Source organism: Coprococcus eutactus, from assembly GCF_025149915.1.
GTDB lineage: Bacteria > Bacillota > Clostridia > Lachnospirales > Lachnospiraceae > Coprococcus > Coprococcus eutactus.
Genome location: NZ_CP102278.1, coordinates 47,624 through 69,588 on the forward strand (window position 1 = coordinate 47,624; position 21,965 = coordinate 69,588).

General features: G+C 44.4%; 15 protein-coding genes. 14 read left to right on the plus strand and 1 reads right to left on the minus strand.

The features are described from left to right. Positions 1-226 precede the first annotated feature (226 nt). Positions 227-1,618, minus strand: coding sequence for an MATE family efflux transporter (locus NQ536_RS00205; protein WP_004852642.1), 1,392 nt, complete (start codon positions 1,616-1,618; stop codon positions 227-229). Between the two features lie 273 nt (positions 1,619-1,891). Between NQ536_RS00205 and NQ536_RS00210 the strand changes: the two genes are divergently transcribed. The 14 genes from NQ536_RS00210 (at position 1,892) to NQ536_RS00275 (ending at position 21,778) form a co-directional block, all read left to right on the plus strand. After that, complete coding sequence (locus NQ536_RS00210; protein ID WP_004852639.1) at positions 1,892-2,794, plus strand: AraC family transcriptional regulator; 903 nt, start codon at positions 1,892-1,894, stop codon at positions 2,792-2,794. A 158-nt stretch (positions 2,795-2,952) separates the two neighbouring features. Then, positions 2,953-4,200 carry a hypothetical protein gene (locus tag NQ536_RS00215; RefSeq protein WP_004852636.1) on the plus strand — a complete coding sequence of 416 codons (1,248 nt, stop codon included), beginning with the start codon at positions 2,953-2,955 and terminating at the stop codon, positions 4,198-4,200. Between the two features lie 574 nt (positions 4,201-4,774). Continuing rightward, a complete protein-coding gene (gene ileS / locus NQ536_RS00220) occupies positions 4,775-7,945 on the plus strand; it encodes an isoleucine--tRNA ligase (RefSeq protein WP_004852635.1) in 3,171 nt (1,056 codons plus the stop codon). 299 nt (positions 7,946-8,244) lie between these two features. After that, positions 8,245-9,450: a metallophosphoesterase gene (locus tag NQ536_RS00225; protein ID WP_044998256.1), complete on the plus strand. Its 1,206-nt coding sequence runs from the start codon at positions 8,245-8,247 to the stop codon at positions 9,448-9,450. A gap of 196 nt (positions 9,451-9,646) precedes the next feature. After that, complete coding sequence (locus NQ536_RS00230; protein ID WP_044998255.1) at positions 9,647-11,365, plus strand: alanine/glycine:cation symporter family protein; 1,719 nt, start codon at positions 9,647-9,649, stop codon at positions 11,363-11,365. A 204-nt stretch (positions 11,366-11,569) separates the two neighbouring features. After that, entirely contained in the window at positions 11,570-13,330 is a 1,761-nt protein-coding gene (gene dnaK, locus NQ536_RS00235; protein ID WP_004852626.1) for a molecular chaperone DnaK, read from the plus strand. A gap of 127 nt (positions 13,331-13,457) precedes the next feature. Beyond that, positions 13,458-13,853, plus strand: coding sequence for a hypothetical protein (locus NQ536_RS00240; protein WP_044998254.1), 396 nt, complete (start codon positions 13,458-13,460; stop codon positions 13,851-13,853). A 54-nt stretch (positions 13,854-13,907) separates the two neighbouring features. Then, positions 13,908-14,840: a DUF5685 family protein gene (locus NQ536_RS00245; RefSeq protein WP_004852623.1), complete on the plus strand. Its 933-nt coding sequence runs from the start codon at positions 13,908-13,910 to the stop codon at positions 14,838-14,840. Positions 14,841-14,864: 24 nt separating this feature from the next. Next, entirely contained in the window at positions 14,865-15,734 is an 870-nt protein-coding gene (locus tag NQ536_RS00250; RefSeq protein ID WP_004852621.1) for a J domain-containing protein, read from the plus strand. Between the two features lie 358 nt (positions 15,735-16,092). Then, positions 16,093-18,534, plus strand: a complete 2,442-nt coding sequence (locus tag NQ536_RS00255) for a glycogen/starch/alpha-glucan phosphorylase (protein ID WP_044998283.1) — start codon at positions 16,093-16,095, stop codon at positions 18,532-18,534. A gap of 268 nt (positions 18,535-18,802) precedes the next feature. Continuing rightward, the gene (locus NQ536_RS00260; protein ID WP_004852618.1) at positions 18,803-19,618 is read left to right on the plus strand and encodes a hypothetical protein; all 816 of its coding nucleotides are present in this window, start codon (positions 18,803-18,805) and stop codon (positions 19,616-19,618) included. 98 nt (positions 19,619-19,716) lie between these two features. Then, positions 19,717-20,505, plus strand: coding sequence for a hypothetical protein (locus NQ536_RS00265; RefSeq protein ID WP_227909676.1), 789 nt, complete (start codon positions 19,717-19,719; stop codon positions 20,503-20,505). Positions 20,506-20,760: 255 nt separating this feature from the next. Then, positions 20,761-20,970, plus strand: coding sequence for a hypothetical protein (locus tag NQ536_RS00270; protein WP_215672688.1), 210 nt, complete (start codon positions 20,761-20,763; stop codon positions 20,968-20,970). A gap of 19 nt (positions 20,971-20,989) precedes the next feature. Continuing rightward, positions 20,990-21,778, plus strand: coding sequence for a hypothetical protein (locus tag NQ536_RS00275; RefSeq protein WP_004852385.1), 789 nt, complete (start codon positions 20,990-20,992; stop codon positions 21,776-21,778). Positions 21,779-21,965: the final 187 nt, after the last annotated feature.

The window sequence follows — 21,965 nt, forward strand, 5'->3', positions numbered from 1 at the left end:
TTTGATGTTTTTAACTTTTAAATAAATATATACAATACATTAGTTGAGTAATGTTATTGGTAGTTTATCGTTCAAATTTTATTGTTCGAATTGGCGCCAGTCGCCATCGTCATGTCTGAAACGGCTGACGGTGGTGGCTGGCGCCTTTTTAACGTTATAATAGGGCTCAAAGATACAAAAAATATAGAAAAACACTGTGTTACAAGAGCTTGCGCAATCAGGGTTTTCATAGTTTGTCAGGATCACGGAAGTCTGCTCTGAATATCAGGGTGGCTCCCATGATGAACAGGAAACATACTACCCAAGTCACCGGTTCACATACGCACACGGCAACGTAGCCGTAGACAGGAACGAGAAATACTGCAAATATTATCTTGCCGATCATCTCCAGTGCGCTGCACAGCAGCGGCGCCACTGAGTGGCACATTCCCTGAAGGGCATTTCGTACTATTACGAGAACCGCCATAGGCGGTATCATCGGTATGCTGATCTTGAGATACATGAGACCATTGGATATAACTGTATTGTCTGAGCTTCCGGTTATCAGCACTAGAATAGATCTTGCAATGGTGAAGGTGCAGATCATAGCAAGCACCCACCACACTCCATACATGGTAATGGCGGCGAATATTCCTTTCTTGATTCTGGAATTTTTGTGAGCACCATAGTTCTGGCTGGCAAATGTGGCAGCACTTGTTCCGAGGGCAATTCCCGGTGTGTAGAAGAACTCGGCAAGCCTTCTGCCGCCCACCTGGGCTGCGATGTAGACATTTCCGAGTGCGTTTATACTTCCCTGAAGAATAACACTTCCTATATTATATATGGCACTCATAAGAGCCATGCTGAGACCTGTCCAAAACATTTCAAATACAAAGTGGATAGAAACTTTCATATCCTGTTTTCCAAATCTGAGCTCAGGATATCCTCGAAGGATACAGAATAATCCGAGTATGGCACTTATTCCCTGGGAGGTGACGGTGGCAATGGCAGCACCGCGGACGCCCATGGAGAAAGGTCCCATGAACAGGTAGTCCAGAATTACGTTGAGCACGCTGCTGAACACGAGAAAGATAAGAGGTGTCACACTGTTGCCGATGGATCTCAGAAGACTTGATTCAAGATTATAAGCCATGGTGAGAGGTATTCCAGCGAGGATGACAGTAAGATAACTCAGTGCACCATCCATAGTATCAGCAGGCACCTGAAGAAGTGTCAACAGAGGCCGTCTAAAGACTAGAAATGATGTGGTGAGTAGTATTGTAGATATGACCGACAACAGGACAGCCCAGCACACGGAGCGTTTCATCTCAATTTTATTGTCCGCACCGAAGTTTCTGCTGACGAACAGAGCAAAGCCATTATTAAGTCCGAAAGCTACATTTGTGATGAGGCTGTACAGTGCGGCGGTGGCACCTATCTGTGCAAGGGCGGTATCTCCGAGAAGGTGTCCTGCCAGGGAGGTGTCAGCCAGATTGTAAAACTGCTGAAGTATATTTCCGATAAAAAGAGGCATGGCAAAATAAAACAAAAGCTTTGCCGGGCTTCCTGTTGTCATGTCGGTTGTGCGTTTGCTCCGTTTTGTTTTTTCTGGTTTATCAATATCTAAGGCAGCGTTCATAAAAATTTCTCTCCTTTAAAATTTTGTATTGTAAACAATGCGACAGAGGTTCGGAGACAGCCGGAATGCTCTGCCTTGTTCGCCATCTATTGATTCTTATGATTTAATCTGTATACATAATAGCGAAATAAACGACTTGATTCTGTAACAAATACGGCCCATAATATAACAAAAACGACATATATTAGTTCTTAACAGTTATAAGCAGGCGGTTTGGCTCGTCTGCGGGTGAACATAGAGAAAACATAGAGAAAACATAGAGAGGAGCCAGGCATGATACTACACAGGACCACGGTCATGGTCGACACACATGGAAGGGAGAGCAGGGCGGACGATATACATCAATTTGACTTTGCTGCGTATGACGCAGATATGCATCAGTTTATATCTGGATGCATACCGCCACACTGGCATGACGAGCTGGAGGTGTTTGTTTTGCTCAGCGGACAGGTGGAGGTTGTCACTGGAGATATTTCATGCATTGTGAATGCAGGTGAGGGATGTTTTATAAACGGTGGTGTACTTCACACTTTCCGGGCGCTGTCGCTGGGAGAGTGCCGTTATCATTCGTTTGTATTCGAAAGTTCCATAGTTGCCGGGGCGCCAGGAAGTATATTTGACACCAAATATATGAAGCCGTTTGTGGAGAAAGGGCATTCGTTTGTGCATATGAAGAGAGATGAGGGCATGGAGCCATTCTTTGAGGAATTTGACAGATGTTTTGATGCCTGCGCGGGCGAGGGTTATGCATATGAATTTGACATCAGGGATAGCCTAACAAGAATGATATTATGTATAGCACAGAATATGAATGCACCTGGAGACTCAGACATGCCGCATCTTGCGGAGGTCAGGATAAAGGATATGCTTGGCTGGATAGACAGAAATTTAAAAGATGAGATAACCGTCAGCGGTATAGCAGGAAGTGCAAATATCTGCGTCAGGGAGTGCCAGAGGATATTCAGCCAGTATGTGCATTACAGACCGATGGAATATGTCCAACGGCGCCGCATAACACTGGCGGCCGAATTGCTCCGGACCACCCATAGACAGGTAACGGATATTGCACTTGAGTGTGGCTTCAGCAGTGTGAGTTACTTCATAAAACAATTCAAAAATATTGTGGGATGTACCCCTACGGGCTATAGAAAGAAGGGTGGAGACAGTGAGAAATGATATACAGTATTTTGGCAAAATTCCTTCAATGGAATAAACATTTTAGTTGGACATATAACGTATAAAATGCTACCATTATACTATGTATATGAACAACAAGGTAAATTTGCCGTGAGACAGATAAATTTTGATCAGATTTAACACAGGAGGAGAGCAGCATGGACGAGAATAACACGAATGGATTTGGGAATACGGACGATGAATACGAAGACGAGGGAACTACAGTTCTCACAACTCCCGGCGTAAGTGCATTTGCAAATGCGCAAGGGGCTGGACAGAGTGGAGATGCAAGTGACGGACAGCCTCATCCGTCAGGACAGCCTGAACAGCAGAATATGTATGGGGGATTTGGACAGTTTCAGCAGCCGGGTCAGCCAGAGCAGCAGAATATGTATAGCGGATTTGGACAGTTCCAGCAGCCAGAGCAGCAGAATCAGTATGGTGGATTTAACCAGTTCCAGCAACCGGGTCAGCCAGAGCAGCAGAACAACCAGTACGGCGGTTTCAGCCAGTTCCAGCAGCCAGGCCAGCCAGACCAGCAGAACAACCAGTACGGAGGCTTTAATCAGTTCCAGCAGCCAGGCCAGCCAGACCAGCAGAACAACCAGTACGGAGGATTTAACCAGTTCCAGCAGCCAGGCCAGCCAGGACAGCAGAACAACCAGTACGGAGGATTTAACCAGTTCCAGCAGCCAGGTCAGCCAGGCCAGCCAGAACAGCAGAACAACCAGTACGGAGGATTTAACCAGTTCCAGCAGCCAGGTCAGCAGAACAACCAGTACGGAGGCTTTAATCAGTTTCAGCAGCCAGGTCAGCAGAACCAGTATGGACAGCCAGGACCACAGGCTGGTGTCCCTCAGGGCGCAGACATGAAGCCGGGCATGAAACTCAACAAAAAGCTTGTTGCGATAATTGGTGGAATAGTCGCAGTAGTAATCATCGTGATTATTGTGCTGGTGTTAGCACTTTCTGGTGGTAAGGGACAGAGAAGTGCGACAAAGATCGGTGATGAGCTTGCGAAAGCATACGAAAATGGCGATGCAGATGCCATGATTGAGCTGATGAAAGATGACTACTATGAGCTTTATAACGAGACATGGGGCGATAACTTTGTCGAGGATCAGTTCAACGAGGACGTTCAGGATATGAAGGAAGAAGTTGGAACAGTAAAGAGCATCAAGATAGAGGATAGATCAGAGGAGAAGTATGAAAAAGACGAGATAGAAGATGTAAATAAGACACTTGATAGGCTTAATGTTGATATGAAAGTGGATGATTGTCTTGAAATCGATATGGATGTCGAGATAAAAGGTTCAGAAGATGACGCAGATGGCAAGATAACATACACTGTAGTGAAGTCAGGCAGCAAGTGGTATCTCGTGGACTACGATCTTTATGTATATTAAGATAAGAAAGGCCGTTGCAGTGATTTTAAAGTTAAGAAAGCACTGTGATGGCTTATAATAAGTACATATTTTTATTCTTCGGATGCAACAGGTTCATTTGATGTATGTGTTGAGAAAAAGCCAAAGCCAATGAGCATGGAGCACAGCCAAAAGTGCGGTCGTAAAGAAATAGTGGTTAAAAACAGGTCAACATAAAGTTGAGTCTACAGCAAATATAGCGATTGACAAACCACAAATACTTGCTATACTAAGGAATGGATAGATGATAAAAACGATGACAGAGACAGTACGGAGTCTGCGAGATCAGCAGCGAGCCGGGGGCGGTGCGAGCCCGGTGACAGTAGAGACTTTCGGAATATCACTCTGGAGTTGCAGACCAAAAGAGCTGCGGTGTCAAAGCGGTGATAATCGGTGAGGCATTTGTGGCATATCAAGTAGGCTCTGACGTATTTCCTGCGTTAAGGGGAGCGCATATGTTAGTATGTAAGTAATAGGTGGTATAACGAACTCAAAGCCCTTCGTCCTGATTACGACGAAGGGCTTTTTTATATTTATCACAGAAAGGAAAGACGACATGTACGACAAGGTTTCGACTAAACTGGAATTCGTGAACAGAGAGCAGAAGGTATTGGACTTCTGGAAAGAAAATCAGGTATTTGAGAAGAGTGTTGAAGAGACAAAGGATCTGCCAACATACACATTCTACGATGGCCCTCCAACAGCAAATGGTAAGCCACATATCGGACACGTTCTTACACGTGTAATCAAGGATATGATCCCTAGATATCAGACAATGAAGGGACATAACGTAGTCAGAAAGGCCGGATGGGATACACACGGTCTGCCTGTTGAGCTCGAGGTTGAAAAGCTCTTGGGAATCGACGGTAAGGAGCAGATAGAGGAGTACGGACTGGAGCCATTTATCCAGAAATGTAAGGAGTCCGTATGGAAATATAAAGGCATGTGGGAAGAGTTCTCAGGCAAGGTAGGTTTCTGGGCTGATATGGACAACCCATATGTAACATACCATGATGACTTCATCGAGTCAGAGTGGTGGGCGCTGAAGAAGATCTGGGATCAGGGACTTCTGTACAAGGGCTTCAAGATCGTGCCTTACTGCCCAAGATGTGGTACACCTCTTTCAAGCCATGAGGTTGCACAGGGATATAAGACAGTCAAGGAGCGTTCAGCAGTAGTAAGATTCAAGGTTATTGGAGAGGACGCATATTTCCTCGCATGGACAACAACACCTTGGACACTTCCTTCAAACGTAGCACTCTGTGTAAATCCAGATGAGACATACGTGAAGGTTAAGGCAGCAGACGGCTACACATATTATCTTGCACAGGCGCTTGCAGACAAGGTTCTCGGCGGTCTTGCAAAGGAAGCAGCAGACGATCAGGCAGCAGTTCCTGCATACGAGGTTCTTGAGACATACGTTGGTAAGGATCTTGAGTACAAGGAGTATGAGCCACTCTATGAGTGCGTAAAGCCTGTATGTGAAAAGCAGCACAAGAAGGGTCACTTCATCACATGTGACACTTATGTAACTATGACAGATGGTACCGGTATCGTTCATATCGCACCTGCATTTGGTGAGGACGATGCAAATGTCGGAAGAAACTACGATCTTCCATTTGTACAGTTTGTAGATGGCAAGGGTGACCTCACTGAGGAGACTCCATTTGCCGGAATGTTCGTAAAGGATGCAGACCCTGAGGTACTCAAGGATCTGGACGCAAGGGGACTTCTTTTCGATGCGCCTAAGTTCGAGCATGAGTATCCACACTGCTGGAGATGTGACACACCACTTATCTACTACGCAAGAGATACATGGTTCATCAAGATGACAGCGGTAAGAGACAAGCTGGTTAAGAATAATGACACTGTAAACTGGATCCCGGAGAGCATCGGTAAGGGACGTTTCGGCGACTGGCTGAAGAACGTTCAGGACTGGGGACTTTCAAGAAATCGTTACTGGGGTACTCCGCTGAACATCTGGGAGTGTGAGTGCGGCTGCAGACATGCCATCGGATCAAAGGAAGAGCTCCGCTCAATGAGCGACAACTGCCCTGAGGACATCGAGCTTCACCGTCCGTTTATCGACGCTGTAACCATCAAGTGTCCTGAGTGCGGCAAGCAGATGCACAGAGTTACAGAGGTTATCGACTGCTGGTTCGATTCAGGATCAATGCCATTTGCACAGTGGCACTATCCATTTGAGAATCAGGATATATTTGAGAAGCACTTCCCTGCTGACTTCATCAGTGAGGCTGTTGACCAGACAAGAGGATGGTTCTACTCACTTATGGCGATCTCAACACTGCTGTTCGACAAGGCGCCGTTTAAGAACGTAATCGTTCTCGGACATGTCCAGGATAAGGACGGACAGAAGATGAGTAAGTCCAAGGGAAATGCGGTAGATCCTATGGATGCTCTGAACAAATATGGTGCAGATGCCATCAGATGGTACTTCTACAGCAATTCAGCACCATGGCTTCCTAACAGATTCCATGAGGATGCGGTTGTTGAGTGTCAGAGAAAGTTCATGGGTACACTGTGGAACACATATGCGTTCTATGTACTCTATGCAAATATAGACAACTTCAATCCACTTGAGCATGAGCTAGAGTACGACAAGCTGTCACTTATGGATAAGTGGCTTCTGTCCAAGCTGAACTCAACAGTCAAGGCAGTTGACGCAAACCTTGGCGCATACAAGATCCCTGAGACAACAAGAGTTCTCGAGGAGTTTGTGGATGACATGAGTAACTGGTATGTCCGTCGTGGCCGTGAGAGATACTGGGCAAAGGGCATGGAGCAGGACAAGGTAAATGCTTACATGACACTTTACACAGCGCTCGTTACTATAGCACAGACAGTAGCTCCTATGCTCCCATTCATGGCAGAGGATATTTACCAGAATCTGGTTAGAAATATAGACAAGGATGCACCTCTCTCAGTTCATCTGTGCTCATTCCCTGAGGTGGATGAGAAGATGATCGATCCAGAGCTCGAGGTAGCTATGGACGAGATCCTGAAGATCGTAGTTCTGGGACGTGCAGCAAGAAATACAGCAAATATCAAGAACAGACAGCCAATCGGCAAGATGTATGTCAAGGCTGACAAGAAGCTTTTCGGTGAGGAGAAGGCAATCATCGAGGATGAGCTGAACGTGAAGAATGTTGAGTTCGATGATGATGTAAGCGCTTACACAACATACAGCTTCAAGCCACAGCTTCGTACAGTCGGACCTAAGTACGGTAAGCACCTTGGTAAGATCAAGGAGCATCTGTCAGCACTGGATGGCAACGCAGCCATGGCAGAGCTCAAGGCAGAGGGCGCTCTGAAGTTTGAGGCAGACGGAGAGGAGATCGTACTCACTGAGGCTGATCTTCTGATCGACATGGCTCAGATGGACGGTTTCGTATCTGAGGCAGACGGCGGTGTGACAGTAGTTATCGACACAAATCTGTCAGAGGAGCTTCTTGAGGAAGGATTTGTCCGTGAGATAGTATCCAAGGTTCAGACTATGAGAAAAGAGGCTGGATTCGAGGTTATGGACAAGATCACTGTATACGCTGACGGAAGCCAGAAGGCAAATGACATCATCGCAGCAAATGCGGATGCCATCATCGGCGACGTTATGGCAACAGAGATCATAACCGGCTCGGTTGACGGATACACCAAAGAGTGGAACATCAACGGTGAGAAGGTAACTCTTGGAGTGAAGAAGAACGACTAAGGGATATAATATTAGGGTTTAAAACAGGCATTTTGGAAAAAATATCCCTGATCAAGAGAATACGGCCCGAAAGGTACAAATCTTAAAGATTTTGTATCTTTCGGGCTATTTTTATGTGATTTAGGAAAATTTTGTACTTTCTTTAAATATATTTGGATATTAGGGGATGACGGTGGAATTACGATTTATTAAGTTTGTGTATGTGTGGTGTTGGGAGTATATTATTGTATGAATAAATCGTACAAAGGACTGCCGTCAATATGTATATTGGCCAGTCAGAAAAACAAAGGAGAAAAAAGATGATAGCAATTTTCATTGCACCTTTTTACATAGCGTTAAATATATATTTGTTCTGGAGAATAAAGGGCTGGGTACAGGCATATTTCCCGAAACTCAAAGGCAAGAAGGGCTGGATAGTCCCGATAGTGCTATATGCATTTCTGGCGTCGGCGCTGGTGATCGCATTCTTCCTGCCACAGGGAAGGTTCAAACGTGGCATGAAGCTGGTGGGAAATTACTGGCTGGGTGTTCTGCTTTATATGATATTCTTCATAGTGATAGCCGAGCTTGGAAGATTCCTACTGCTTCATGTATTCAGAGTGAGCAAAGATAAGATATGTGTGCCGCGGGTTCGCAGGATAGTAGGCTGTGTGTGCGCAACACTTATCATGTGTATATCATTCTGGGGAGTGGTAAATGCGAGACTTGTGCGGGTGACGCCTTATGATGTGACCATCAATAAGGAAGCACGGGATGAGAATGGTCAGAAGATGGATTCCATGAAGATAGTGCTGGTTGCAGATCTTCATCTTGGATACAACTTAGGCGTCAGGCAGGTTCAAAGAATAGTGAATTCCATAAATAAGCAGGACGCAGATCTGGTGCTGATAGCGGGTGATATATTTGACAACGAATGGGAAGCCGTTGACCAGCCGGAGGAGCTTGAGAAAATACTCCGGGGGATCAAATCAAAGTATGGAGTGTATGCATGCTATGGTAACCACGACATACAGGAGCAGGTGCTTGCCGGATTTACATTTGGCGGACAGAAGGAGAAGACCAGTAGCTCTGAGATGGACGAGTTTATGGAGAAGGCGGGAATCACACTTCTTCGCGACGAGGGAGTGCTGATAAACGATTCCATATACATCTATGGCCGCCGCGATGCCCACAGACCGGGAAATGGAGTCACAGACAGAGAATCCGCAGACGAGATCACGAAAAATGTGGACAAATCAAAACCTATCATAGTTCTCGATCACGAACCAAAGGAGCTGGAGGCGCTGTCGTCGGCAGGTGTGGATATGGATCTGTGTGGACACACCCATGACGGACAAATGTTCCCAGGCAACATACTTGTGGCGATGATGTGGGAAAATTCCTGCGGTTACCTGAATGTTGACGGTATGCATAACATAGTGACATCCGGAGTCGGCGTGTTTGGCCCCGATATGCGGGTAGGAACCAAGGCGGAGATATGCCCGATAACGGTGAATTTTAAATGACCACCATACCGCATAATATTTTGCCAACCGCCCACATAACTTAATTAATAAAGGAAAATAACCATAATACCACAATACTCTGGACTTTACGGCAAAAATAAAGTAAATTTACGGGTATATAAACTGATTCGGGCCAAAAAATGAGGGGAGTGCCGGGTCGGATAATATGGATAACCTGGAAAGAGGAGGCGGTTGTATGGAAAAGTTAAATGAGATCGTGTCGGCGGTGGATGGATTTGTCTGGGGACCGGTCATGCTGGTGCTTCTGGTTGGAACTGGAATATTTCTGACGATCAGAACAGGATTTCTTCCTTGGAGGAACCTCGGCTATGCGTTGAAGAGTACACTTAGCAAGGAGGCAAGGACAAAGAGCAGAGGAACCGGAGACGTGTCACCATTTTCGGCACTGACCACTGCGCTTGCTGCAACCATAGGAACGGGAAATATCGTTGGTGTTGCAACGGCCATGGTATCGGGAGGTCCGGGAGCACTGGTGTGGATGTGGATATCCGCGGCATTTGGACTGACATCCAAGTTCTCAGAGTGTATGCTTGCTATCAAGTACCGTGAGGTGAATGCCAAGGGCGAGATGAGCGGCGGTCCTATGTACACTATGAAGAAAGCATTTAAGCATAAGAAGTTCGGCGCAGTGCTGGGCTGGCTGTTCGCACTCTTTGCAGTCATCGCTTCATTTGGAATAGGAAATATGACACAGGCCAATTCCATATCCGAATCTCTTAGCAGCACATTCAGCGTGCCTACATATGTGACAGGAATCATACTTACGGTTTTTGCCCTTCTTATAATAGTTGGAGGAATCAAGACCATATCTAAGGTGTCATCAGTTGTTGTTCCTTTGATGGCGATATTCTATGTTGTAGCCGGACTTATTGTAATAATCGTCAATATCCAGAATCTTCCTGCAGGAGTTGCCATGATATTCAAGATGGCATTCTCAGTCAAGGCAGTCGGTGGTGGTCTGTGTGGTACGATCACAGCAGCTATGATGAACGCCATGAGATTCGGTGTTGCCAGAGGAGTATTCTCAAATGAAGCCGGAATGGGCTCGGCGGCCATCACAGCGGCAGCTGCCACAACAGACAATCCTGTCCGTCAGGGTTACATCAATATGACAGGTACATTCTGGGATACTATAGTAGTCTGCACCATCACAGGTCTCTGTATTGCATCATCGGGTGTGCTTGGAATCACGGAGAACAGTACAAAGGGCAGCTATCAGGTGAGCGGAACGGCGGTTACTGTGGAGGCTGTTGATTCTGATAACAAGACTACCACGACGGATTATACATATGAATTCACAGATGACCAGCTCATTCTGACAGATACATCCAATTCGTCAAATACCCTGACGCTTTCAGTTCTTCCATCCGACGAACTCAACAAGGATGAGAATACAAAGCTTGCAAGTGAGCTTGTGGTGGAGGAGAGTCAGGCGGTCATAGGAAGTCTTACCGGTACATGGACTGATGTAGCCGGAAACCATTATACATTTGCTGAGGATGGAACATTTGCCTGCTCAACTGTTATAAAAGGTGCGGCTCTCACGATCCTGTCATTTGGCTCTGCACTTGGCAAGGTGGGAGGCTGGCTCGTAACTATAGGAATTGTGCTCTTCGCATTCTCCACGATCCTTGGATGGGAGTATCACGGAGAGAAGGCGTTCGAGTACCTGTTCAAGTCGCACAAGTACAATATGATATACAGGATAGTGTTCTCGCTCGTTGTATACGTAGGCGCGACGATATCACTGGATCTTGTATGGAACTTCTCAGATATAGCGAATGCGCTCATGGCGATTCCGAACCTTATCTGTCTGCTGGCATTAAGCGGAGAGATCGCAAAGGATATGAAGGAATTCCAGGTGGTTATCAAGGCAGAGAAAGCATCAAAGTAGAATATTAAGTCCGGGGACGGAGGGGTCAGAAACCTCCGTCCCCTTTTTTTATACTCTCTTAACCTAACTTTATACTTACTTTATTTTTTGTCCAAATTATGTTCATAAGTGATGGTTATTATATACAATATATGGGGACGGAGGTGCCTGACCCCTCCGTCCCCATGAGTGGATCAGAATACCATAACAGAGAGGTTGACATATATGAGCAGAGTAATAGGAATAGATCTGGGAACAACAAACAGCTGTGTGGCAGTGCTTGAGGGCGATCAGCCAACCGTCATACCGAATTCGGAGGGTGGCAGGACCACACCTTCCATAGTAGCCATCACGAAGAATGGCGAGAGACTGGTGGGTGAGGCTGCCAGGAGACAGATGACTGTGAATGTGGACAGAACTATCACATCCATCAAGAGAGCGATGGGAACAACATACAGAAAGAGGATAGACGGCAAGGATTATTCAACGCAGGAGATATCGGCCATCATACTTGCAAAGCTGAAGAGCGATGCTGAGAGCTATCTGGGCGGACCGGTATCTGATGCAGTCATAACAGTCCCGGCTTATTTTGACGACAGCCAGAGGCAGGCGACCAAGGATGCCGGAAGAATAGCGGGGCTGAATGTGCTCCGAATCATAAATGAGCCTACATCGGCGGCTCTTGCCTATGGCCTGGACAATGGTCAGGCGCAGAAGATACTTGTGTACGATCTTGGTGGAGGAACGTTTGACGTGTCTGTTATAGAGATAGGGGACAGCGTCATAGAGGTTCTTGCCACCGCGGGAGACAATCATCTGGGCGGAGATGATTTTGATGAGAGGCTGCAGGACTACGTCATCAAGACCTTTAAAAAGGAGACAAAGGTCAATCTGGCGAAGGATATCACGGCATCCCAGAGAGTGAGGGAGGCTTGTGAGAATGCCAAGAAGGAGCTCTCATTCGCGCAGACTGCACACATCAATCTGCCATTTATATCGACGGTGAAGAATCAGCCGGTGCATCTAGACATGACGATAACCAGGGAGCAGTTCAACGAGCTCACCTATGATCTGGTGGAGAGAACGGCGGGACCCGTGAATCAGGCGCTGTCCGATGCGGGCATAACGAGAAATCAGATAGATAAAGTGCTGCTGGTGGGTGGCTCCACCCGTATACCGGCGGTTGTGGATAAGGTTCGTGCCATAACCGGCAGGGAGCCATCCAAGAATATGAACCCGGACGAGTGCGTTGCCATGGGTGCGGCGGTTCAGGGAAGCAAGCTCAGCGGCGAGCTCACCGTGTCGAACAAGGTGAACGATATTCTCCTCATGGACGTGACGCCTCTCTCGCTGTCCATCGAGACCCTTGGAGGCGTGGCAAATGTCATCATTTCGAGAAATTCAGCCATTCCGACCAGGGCATCAAAGATATTTACCACGGCGGGCAATTTCCAAAGGGATGTCGAGATCAAGGTATACCAGGGCGAGAGGCATTTCACAAGGGACAACAAGCTGCTAGGCAACTTCAGACTCAGCGGTATCAAGAGAGCCATGGCGGGCGTTCCTCAGATCGAGGTCACATTTGACATGGATGCAAATGGTATTCTCAAGGTCTCAGCTAAGGATCTGGGCAGGGGCGTGGAACAGCAGATAGTGATCACATCCAGCACCAACCTTTCGGAGGAGGAGATCCGCAGAGCCAGGGAGGATGCGAAGAAGTACGAGGATGATGTGGCTGGAGCCAGAGAGTTCAAAGACATTATGAACGAGGCCGAGGCGTATGTATATAAGGTAGAGAATCTTCTTGAGACCAAGGGCGTACAGCTCGACAAGAAGGAGATGAAGCGGATCAAGAGCGACTGCGAGTATCTGAGGAAGCTTGTGACACGAACAGACATGAATCATGTAGATGACGTGGAGATGGGCAGGATGAAGGAAGCCTACAGACAGCTCCAGGAATCCGCAGAGAAACTGGAGACAATGTAGCCTGGGGACGGAGGTGCCTGCCCCCCCTGGGGACGGAGGTACCTGACCCCCGATACGAAATGGGAGACTTGGAATATCGGGTATCTTTATATATAATATTTAGAAAATTACGAGGAGAATGGTGATTATGAAAGACAAATTTATAAGATTTATGAGATCCAGGTACGGCAACGATCAGTTGTCATCATTTCTTACCTGGGGCGGATTGATATTTATGGTGCTGGATGCATTTATCAAGACAGGGATATTTTATTTCCTTGGACTTCTCATGTTCATATATGGATATGTCAGGATCATGTCCAAGAACTATGACAAGCGCGCGGCGCAGAACAGATGGTTCATGGAGCATACCGCAGGCGTGAGAAATATATTCAAGCGCGCGAAGAAACAGAAGGAAGCCGGCAAGGAATACAAGATATTTGTCTGCAACAAATGCCAGCAGATGATCAGAGTGCCAAGAGGAAAGGGCAAGATAGAAATCAGATGCCCTAAGTGCGGCAACAGATTTGTGAAGAAGTCATAGTAACAGCGCAGACGGATAAAGTCTTATGTTGGAATATAGTGTGGAGATTGAGAGATGTTTGGATATATAGTGGTGAACCAGCCTGAGCTTAAGATGAAAGAATATGATGAATACCGTAAGTATTATTGCGGCCTGTGCAAATCGCTGAAGGACAGATATGGTGCCAGAGGACAGATCAGCCTCAGCTACGACATGACATTTCTGGTACTTCTTCTGACAGGGCTATATGAACCGGAGAAGTTTTCGGGCAGCCGAAGGTGCATCGCACACCCGGCATCAAAGCATACTTATGTACAGAATGAGTACACAGACTATGTTGCTGACATGAACGTGATCCTTACCTATTATAAATGTATAGATGACTGGGACGATGAGCATATGTTTACCCGGAAGCTTTATGCAGATGTGCTGCTCGCCGGGAAAAATGGCAGGAGACTCAAGGAAGATTATCCACAGAAGATTCGCAGCATAGTGGAGAACCTCAAGGCGATAAGCGAGCTGGAGGATGCGGGATCAGACGATATGGATGCATTGTCGGGGCATTTTGGCAATATCATGGCAGAGATCTGTGCACCGGCTCATGACGAGTGGGAATCTTATCTCAGGACGATAGGCTATTATCTGGGCAAATTTGTCTACATAATGGATGCATATGACGATATAGAAAAGGATATAGGAGCAGGAAATTACAATCCGTTTGTATGCAGACTTGCACATGAGCTGGATGTTGATGTACAATCAGTGGGTGTGGATTCGCCCATAGAACCGGGCAAATGGCAGGAGCTTGCAGAGTGGACGAAGGACGTTCTGATGATGATGGTGGCTCCGCTTGCAAAGGAGTATGAGATGCTCCCTATTATTGAGAATGTAGGAATACTCAGGAATATAATATACTCAGGAATATGGGAAGCGTATTATGCAACTACGAACAGAAGATGTGGATGCGCAGAAGATAAAAATACAGATGGTGAAAATGCAGATAAATAAAAACGTCATCAAATAGAAGATTATTTGATTATAGCACTAGGCCTAGTCAAAGACGATTATAAATGGTTTGGTGAAAAGGATAGGGAACAGATTATGAAGGATCCTTACGAGGTACTGGAACTCAAAAGAGGTGCCAGCGAAGAAGAAGTGAAAAAAGCATATAGAAGGCTGAGCCGCAAGTATCATCCGGATGCAAATATCAACAATCCCCACAAGGATGAGGCTGAGGAAAAGTTCAAGGAGATACAGCAGGCGTACAAGTCCATTGTGAGTGGTGAGGCCGACCGTGCAAGTTACGGTGGTGCTGGTGGATATGGAACCGGAAGCTCGCAGGGCTACGGCGGCGGTTATGGATCTGGTAGATCTTATGGTGGGAGCTCTTATGGCGGTTCGTCAGGAGGCTACGGACAGTATGATGATCCATTTGGCGGTTTTGGAGGATTTGGCCCATTTGGCTTTGGAGGATATCAGAGACAGAATGACTACGATCCAAATGATAAGGATTCCAGATATTTTCAGGCTGCGAAGAACTACATGAACAGCGGAAGCTATGAGGAGGCGAAGAACGTCCTCAATCAGATAGATAACCACGATGCCAGATGGCATTATTACAGTGGTGTGTGCAACGCCGGACTTGGCAATCAGATAAGGGCCATGGAGATGATAAAGCGCGCCATGGAGCTTGACCCGGGCAATCAGGAGTACCGACAGGCATATGAGGCCATCAAGAGCGGACGCCAGTGGTACATGGACAGAGGTGCCGGATATGGAATGGATATGCCGACCGGCGGAAAGTTCTGCAACAACCTTTGTACTATATGTACCCTCATGTCATGTTGTGTAAGCGGTATGCCTTGTGTGTGCTGCATGCCTGGTGGATACGGTAGAAGTTAGATAAAAACCCCCTGGGAGTCGCCTCTCCCAGGGGGTTCGTTCGTGCCTTATATAGCATAATGATAGATTTAATATCTTCTGTCTGGTCACATTATAGCATATACGAGATACGTTTACAATATTCTAGTAATCATCGAAAACGCATGAGCTCCCAATAAATTTTGATATTATCAGACATTTCTCGCCGTTTAATGTAAAAAAACTGTAAATTCTATTTGACTATAGTCTAATTTTATGTCGTCATTTAATAAATTTTTCCTCATGTATTGTTAAAAAAAAGGGTTGATGATAGAATGAAACAGTGAAAATGGAAATAAAATATATCTATTTATCCAAGGAGGGAATGAATCAGATGAAGATGTTAGCAGATTTCGATAAGGAAGGCTTCAAGAAGGAAGTCATTACTAACGTAAAGACCCTTTTCCGCAAGCCTATCGAGGAGGCTACTCCACAGCAGGTATTCCAGGCAGTCAGCTACGCAGTAAAGGACGACATCATTGACAGATGGATTGCTACACACAAGGAGTATGAGAAGAAGAACGTCAAGACAGTTTACTATCTGTCTATGGAGTTCCTTATGGGTAGAGCACTCGGTAACAATCTTATCAACTTGACCTACTACGATGCAGTTAAGGAAGCACTTGATGAATTAGGATTTGATCTGAACTTTATAGAGGATCAGGAGCCTGATGCCGCTCTGGGTAATGGCGGTCTCGGACGTCTTGCAGCTTGTTTCCTTGATTCATTGGCAACACTTGGCTATCCTGCATATGGATGTGGTATCAGATACAAGTACGGTATGTTCAAGCAGGGCATCAAAGACGGTTATCAGGTAGAGATGCCGGATGACTGGCTCAAGGACGGCAACCCATTCGAGGTAAAGCGTTCAGAGTACGCTGTTGAGGTTAAGTTCGGTGGATATGTCAGAGTTGAGAACAAGAATGGCAGAAACTACTTTATACAGGAAGGATATCAGTCAGTTCGTGCCGTACCTTATGACCTTCCAGTCATCGGATATGGCAACAACGTTGTAAATACACTTAGAATCTGGGATGCTGAGGCAATCCAGGAGTTCTGCCTTGACTCATTTGACAAGGGTGAGTATGAGAAGGCAGTAGAGCAGCAGAACCTTGCAAAGACTATTGTCGAGGTTCTCTATCCAAATGACAATCACTACGCAGGTAAGGAACTGAGACTGAGACAGCAGTATTTCTTCATCTCAGCTTCAGTACAGAGAGCAATCCTCAAGTTCAAGGAGCTCAACAAGGATATCCACAAGCTGCCAGAGAAGGTGACATTCCAGATGAATGATACACACCCAACAGTAGCAGTTGCCGAGCTCATGAGAATCCTCATGGATGAGGAAGGTCTTGAGTGGGATGACGCATGGGATATCACAACAAGAACATGTGCATACACCAACCATACGATCATGGCAGAGGCACTTGAGAAGTGGCCTATCGAGCTGTTCTCAAGATTACTTCCACGTATCTACCAGATCGTTGAGGAGATCAACAGAAGATTCGTTCTTAAGATCCAGGAGATGTATCCGGGCAACCAGGATAAGGTTAAGAATATGGCAGTTCTGTACGATGGTCAGGTTAAGATGGCTCATCTTGCAATTGCAGGTTCTTACTCAGTAAACGGTGTTGCAGCTCTTCATACCAAGATCCTTGAGGAGAGAGAGCTTAAGGACTTCTACGAGATGAGACCAGAGCAGTTCAACAACAAGACAAATGGTATCACTCAGAGACGTTTCCTGCTTCATGCTAACCCACTTCTTGCAAACTGGATTACAGACAAGATCGGTGATGAGTGGATAACAAATCTTTCACACCTTAAGAAGCTCAAGGTATATGTGAACGATGAGAAGTGCCAGCATGAGTTCATGAACATCAAGTACCAGAACAAGATCCGTCTTGCAAAGTACATCAAGGAGCATAACAATGTGGATGTAGATCCTCGTTCGATCTTCGATGTACAGGTTAAGAGACTTCATGAGTACAAGAGACAGCTCCTGAACATTCTTCATGTTATGCATCTGTATAACAGACTGAAGACAGAGCCAGAATTCGATATGTACCCAAGAACATTCATCTTTGGAGCAAAGGCATCAGCAGGCTACAAGAGAGCTAAGCTTATCATCAAGCTCATCAACTCAGTTGCAGATGTTGTCAACAACGATGCTTCAATCGAAGGCAAGATCAAGGTTGTATTTATAGAGAACTACAGAGTATCCAATGCCGAGATCATCTTCGCAGCAGCAGATGTATCAGAGCAGATCTCAACAGCTTCAAGAGAGGCTTCAGGTACAGGTAACATGAAGTTCATGCTGAACGGTGCACCTACACTTGGAACCATGGATGGAGCAAATGTAGAGATCGTTGAGGAAGTTGGCATCGAGAACGCATTTATCTTCGGACTTTCAGCAGAAGAGGTTATGAAGTATGAGCGCGAGGGCGGCTACAACCCAATGGATATCTACAATAACAACCAGGCTGTAAGAAGAGTTCTCACACAGCTTATCGATGGCACTTATGCAAAGGATGATCCGGACAGATTCAGAGATCTCTATGATTCTCTCACAAAGGAAGATGTATACTTCATCCTCAAGGACTTCGATTCATATGCAGAGGCTCAGCAGAAGGTTAACGAAGCATACCAGGATGAGAAGGGCTGGGCAAAGATGGCTATGCTCAACACAGCATGCGCTGGAAAGTTCTCATCAGACAGAACTATCGAGGAGTATGCAAAGGAGATCTGGAAGCTTAAGAAGGTTAAGGTTTCACTTGACAAGTAATTTATATTTATCAATATAGAATGCAGCAGGGGCTGCCGGAATTTGTGTAAGATTCCGGCAGCTCTTTGTTTGCATGTGTGCCACCTTATATTAGATTGCCGAAAGTAAAAACATGTAGTTTATGAAGAAATAATGTCGTTAATGCATGTTGGATTGTACTTGCGTTTCTTCTCAGATATAATGTAGAAGGAGGTGGCAGAATAAAGCTTGAAATATATGGGGTTACCTAAAACTGATAATAAATGAAAGAATATAATAGGAGAGAAGAATGGCAAGAAATATTCAGAGGGAGTTTGTAAAATATTATAAAGAAAGGCTGGCATCACTTGGATTTATCAAAGTGAAGGGAAGACAGCCGTATTTTGTTAGGGTTATAAATGATGAGATATTGCATATTTTAACACTTGATACTGGCATGTCAGCAAAAGATGGGTACAAGGTAGCACATCTGGAATGTGGGGTAGCAACGGTATACAGACAGGAGATTAACCTTTCTGTGACACCTAGACACAATAGTGATTGGTTGGTGGATTATACAAGATATTATAGAGAAAAGAATTTCCCAAATCAGGTAATAGAATATCCAAGAGATCTAAAAATGTACTATTACAAAGAAGAGACAATGGATGAAATCATAGGGGAAATGAGGACTGGTATAAGGGATATAGTAGCAGAATTCGACAAGATAATAAATATGGAGAATGTGTTGAGTTGGTTGATGAAGTATGATGGTGTAAATATCCATCAGTCGGACTTGAGTTTGAATGATCAGTATAATGCTGAAGAGTCATTGTACTTTTTGAGAAAAAAGTTTCCTTTAAATAGTTTTAAACAGAATTTTGATGTGCAAAAGGATGAAATAATTAATAGTCCGTTGGATAGTGATGAAAAAAACAAAAAGCTGATTAGTAAAATAGAATGGGAACATGAACTATATGCAGATAGAGAGAGATTTCAAGATTGTAAAGAGAACTATGAACAGGGCATGCAATTATTGAGAGAACACTATGATAGAAACATAGAATATCTCAATGGTATTGGAATTGCCGTGGAGAGAAGAGATATCACAGATTTGTTTGATTAGTTGTCGTAGTATCTATTTGTTTTTTGTTTAGATAAGAAAGTGGATAAAGGTTGTAAGCATATGCGAATTACCCCATCTAGCGTAGGGTAGGAGGAGAGATGAAGAAGATAGACGTACCATTAAAAAATGCATTAAAGGAATTTCTTGAGCCATATGGGTTTAAGAAAGTCAGGGGAAGATATCCATATTTTGTTAAGGTAATAAATGATGAGATTATAGAGGTTATAACATTCAGAAATCTTATAGGAATGGGATATCTTACAATTGGAGGATTGGCCACAGTGTATGGTCGGGAGATAGATTTTAGTATGTCTCCAAGGTATAATGGAGATTGGATAGATCTCTATGATGGGGGAGTATATGAATGCCTAAAAGCTGAAAATGGAGGACAGCTGGATATACCAGAACCACACTATCCATTAATTGAGCTGGATATAGCAGAAGAAGATTTTCAACAGGCTATAGAACTTGCGGTTAACACGGTAAGAGATGTATTGGTGCCTGCGTTTGCTAGAGTCACGGATCTGCCGAGTTGTGTTTCTTTTTACCGGCAATTTTCAGGATCTGAGTTGACGTTGAGTCCAGAAATAAAGGATAATGAAGAAGGATTACTAAATTTTTTGGTGTATGAGGATGTAGAGAAATATCAAGAAGAGGAAATGATAACATGGGAAAAGGAAAACAAAGAGATATTAGAAAGAATGAAACTTGGACTTGTTAGATATACACAAGAAGATTATGAAAATGATAAGGCAGAAAGATTGGAGTATGCGAAAGAACAGATAAGGTTGTTTACTGAGCAAAGGAACAGTCCGGAGGTATTGGCGGAAATTGAATACAGAAAGAACCTGAATATAAAAAGGCTTAAAGAGCAGAAGGTGATTTAAAGGTAAGATTTAACAAAGGGCTACCGGGATAAGAGAAAATTCCGGCAGCCCTTTGTTTGCATGTGTGCCACCTGATATTAGATTGCCGAAAGTAAAAACATGTCGTTTATGAAGAAATAATGTCGTTAATGCATGTTGGATTGTACTTGCGTTTCTTCTCAGATATAATGTAGAAGGAGGTGGCAGAATAAAGCTTGAAATATATGGGGTTACTTAAAACCGATAATAAATGAAAGGATATAATAGGAGAGAAGAATGGCAAGAAATATTCAGAGGGAGTTTGTAAAATATTATAAAGAAAGGCTGGCATCACTTGGATTTATCAAAGTGAAGGGAAGACAGCCGTATTTTGTTAGGGTTATAAATGATGAGATATTGCATATTTTAACACTTGATACTGGCATGTCAGCAAAAGATGGGTACAAGGTAGCACATCTGGAATGTGGGGTAGCAACGGTAGCGTAGGGTAGGAGGAGAGAAGAAGATGAAGAAGATAGACGTACCATTAAAAAATGCATTAAAGGAATTTCTTGAGCCATATGGGTTTAAGAAAGTCAGGGGAAGATATCCATATTTTGTTAAGGTAATAAATGATGAGATTATAGAGGTTATAACATTCAGAAATCTTATAGGAATGGGATATCTTACAATTGGAGGATTGGCCACAGTGTATGGTCGGGAGATAGATTTTAGTATGTCCCCAAGAGATAATGGAGACTGGATAGATCTCTATGATGTAGGTATATATAAGCGATTAAAATTTGATAATGATGAGTTGCCAGATATACCAGAAATAGAATATCCGTTGATCAAACCAGATATAGCAGAAGAAGATTTTCAGCAGGCTATAGAATTGACTATTAATATAGTACAAAAACTGTTATTGCCGACGTTTGAAAGAGTTACGGATTTACAGAGTTGTGTTTCTTTTTATCAGAAATTTTCACAATTAGCGTTGTCATTGTATTCAGAAGTAAAATGTAATAGGGAAGGATTATTAAATTTTATAGTATATAAGAATGTTGAGGAATATAAAAAAAATAAGATGATGCTATATGAAAGAAGAAACATGGAAACGCTAAAAGAAATGAAATTTGGTTACATTGCTTATACACAAGAAGATTATGAAAATGATAAGGCAGAAAGATTGGAGTATGCGAAAGAACAGATAAGGTTGTTTACTGAGCAAAGGAACAGTCCGGAGGTATTGGCGGAAATTGAATACAGAAAGAACCTGAATATAAAAAGGCTTAAAGAGCAGAAGGTGATTTGAAGGTAAGATTTAACAAAGGGCTGCCGGGATAAGAGAAAATTCCGGCAGCCCTTTGTTTGCATGTGTGCCACCTGATATTAGATTGCTGAAAGTAAAAACATGTCGTTTATGAAGAAATAATGTCGTTAATGCAGGATCAATTGCACCGGCTTTCTGCTTAGATAATAATGTGTGGAGGGAGGTGATA

What these genes read in the sequence shown, in the direction of transcription:
- NQ536_RS00205 (WP_004852642.1), bottom strand. Translation starts at nt 1,618, where the DNA reads ATGAACGCTGCCTTAGATATTGATAAACCAGAAAAAACAAAACGGAGC.
- NQ536_RS00210 (WP_004852639.1), top strand. Translation starts at nt 1,892, where the DNA reads ATGATACTACACAGGACCACGGTCATGGTCGACACACATGGAAGGGAG.
- NQ536_RS00215 (WP_004852636.1), top strand. Translation starts at nt 2,953, where the DNA reads ATGGACGAGAATAACACGAATGGATTTGGGAATACGGACGATGAATAC.
- ileS (WP_004852635.1), top strand. Translation starts at nt 4,775, where the DNA reads ATGTACGACAAGGTTTCGACTAAACTGGAATTCGTGAACAGAGAGCAG.
- NQ536_RS00225 (WP_044998256.1), top strand. Translation starts at nt 8,245, where the DNA reads ATGATAGCAATTTTCATTGCACCTTTTTACATAGCGTTAAATATATAT.
- NQ536_RS00230 (WP_044998255.1), top strand. Translation starts at nt 9,647, where the DNA reads ATGGAAAAGTTAAATGAGATCGTGTCGGCGGTGGATGGATTTGTCTGG.
- dnaK (WP_004852626.1), top strand. Translation starts at nt 11,570, where the DNA reads ATGAGCAGAGTAATAGGAATAGATCTGGGAACAACAAACAGCTGTGTG.
- NQ536_RS00240 (WP_044998254.1), top strand. Translation starts at nt 13,458, where the DNA reads ATGAAAGACAAATTTATAAGATTTATGAGATCCAGGTACGGCAACGAT.
- NQ536_RS00245 (WP_004852623.1), top strand. Translation starts at nt 13,908, where the DNA reads ATGTTTGGATATATAGTGGTGAACCAGCCTGAGCTTAAGATGAAAGAA.
- NQ536_RS00255 (WP_044998283.1), top strand. Translation starts at nt 16,093, where the DNA reads ATGTTAGCAGATTTCGATAAGGAAGGCTTCAAGAAGGAAGTCATTACT.
- NQ536_RS00260 (WP_004852618.1), top strand. Translation starts at nt 18,803, where the DNA reads ATGGCAAGAAATATTCAGAGGGAGTTTGTAAAATATTATAAAGAAAGG.
- NQ536_RS00265 (WP_227909676.1), top strand. Translation starts at nt 19,717, where the DNA reads ATGAAGAAGATAGACGTACCATTAAAAAATGCATTAAAGGAATTTCTT.
- NQ536_RS00270 (WP_215672688.1), top strand. Translation starts at nt 20,761, where the DNA reads ATGGCAAGAAATATTCAGAGGGAGTTTGTAAAATATTATAAAGAAAGG.
- NQ536_RS00275 (WP_004852385.1), top strand. Translation starts at nt 20,990, where the DNA reads ATGAAGAAGATAGACGTACCATTAAAAAATGCATTAAAGGAATTTCTT.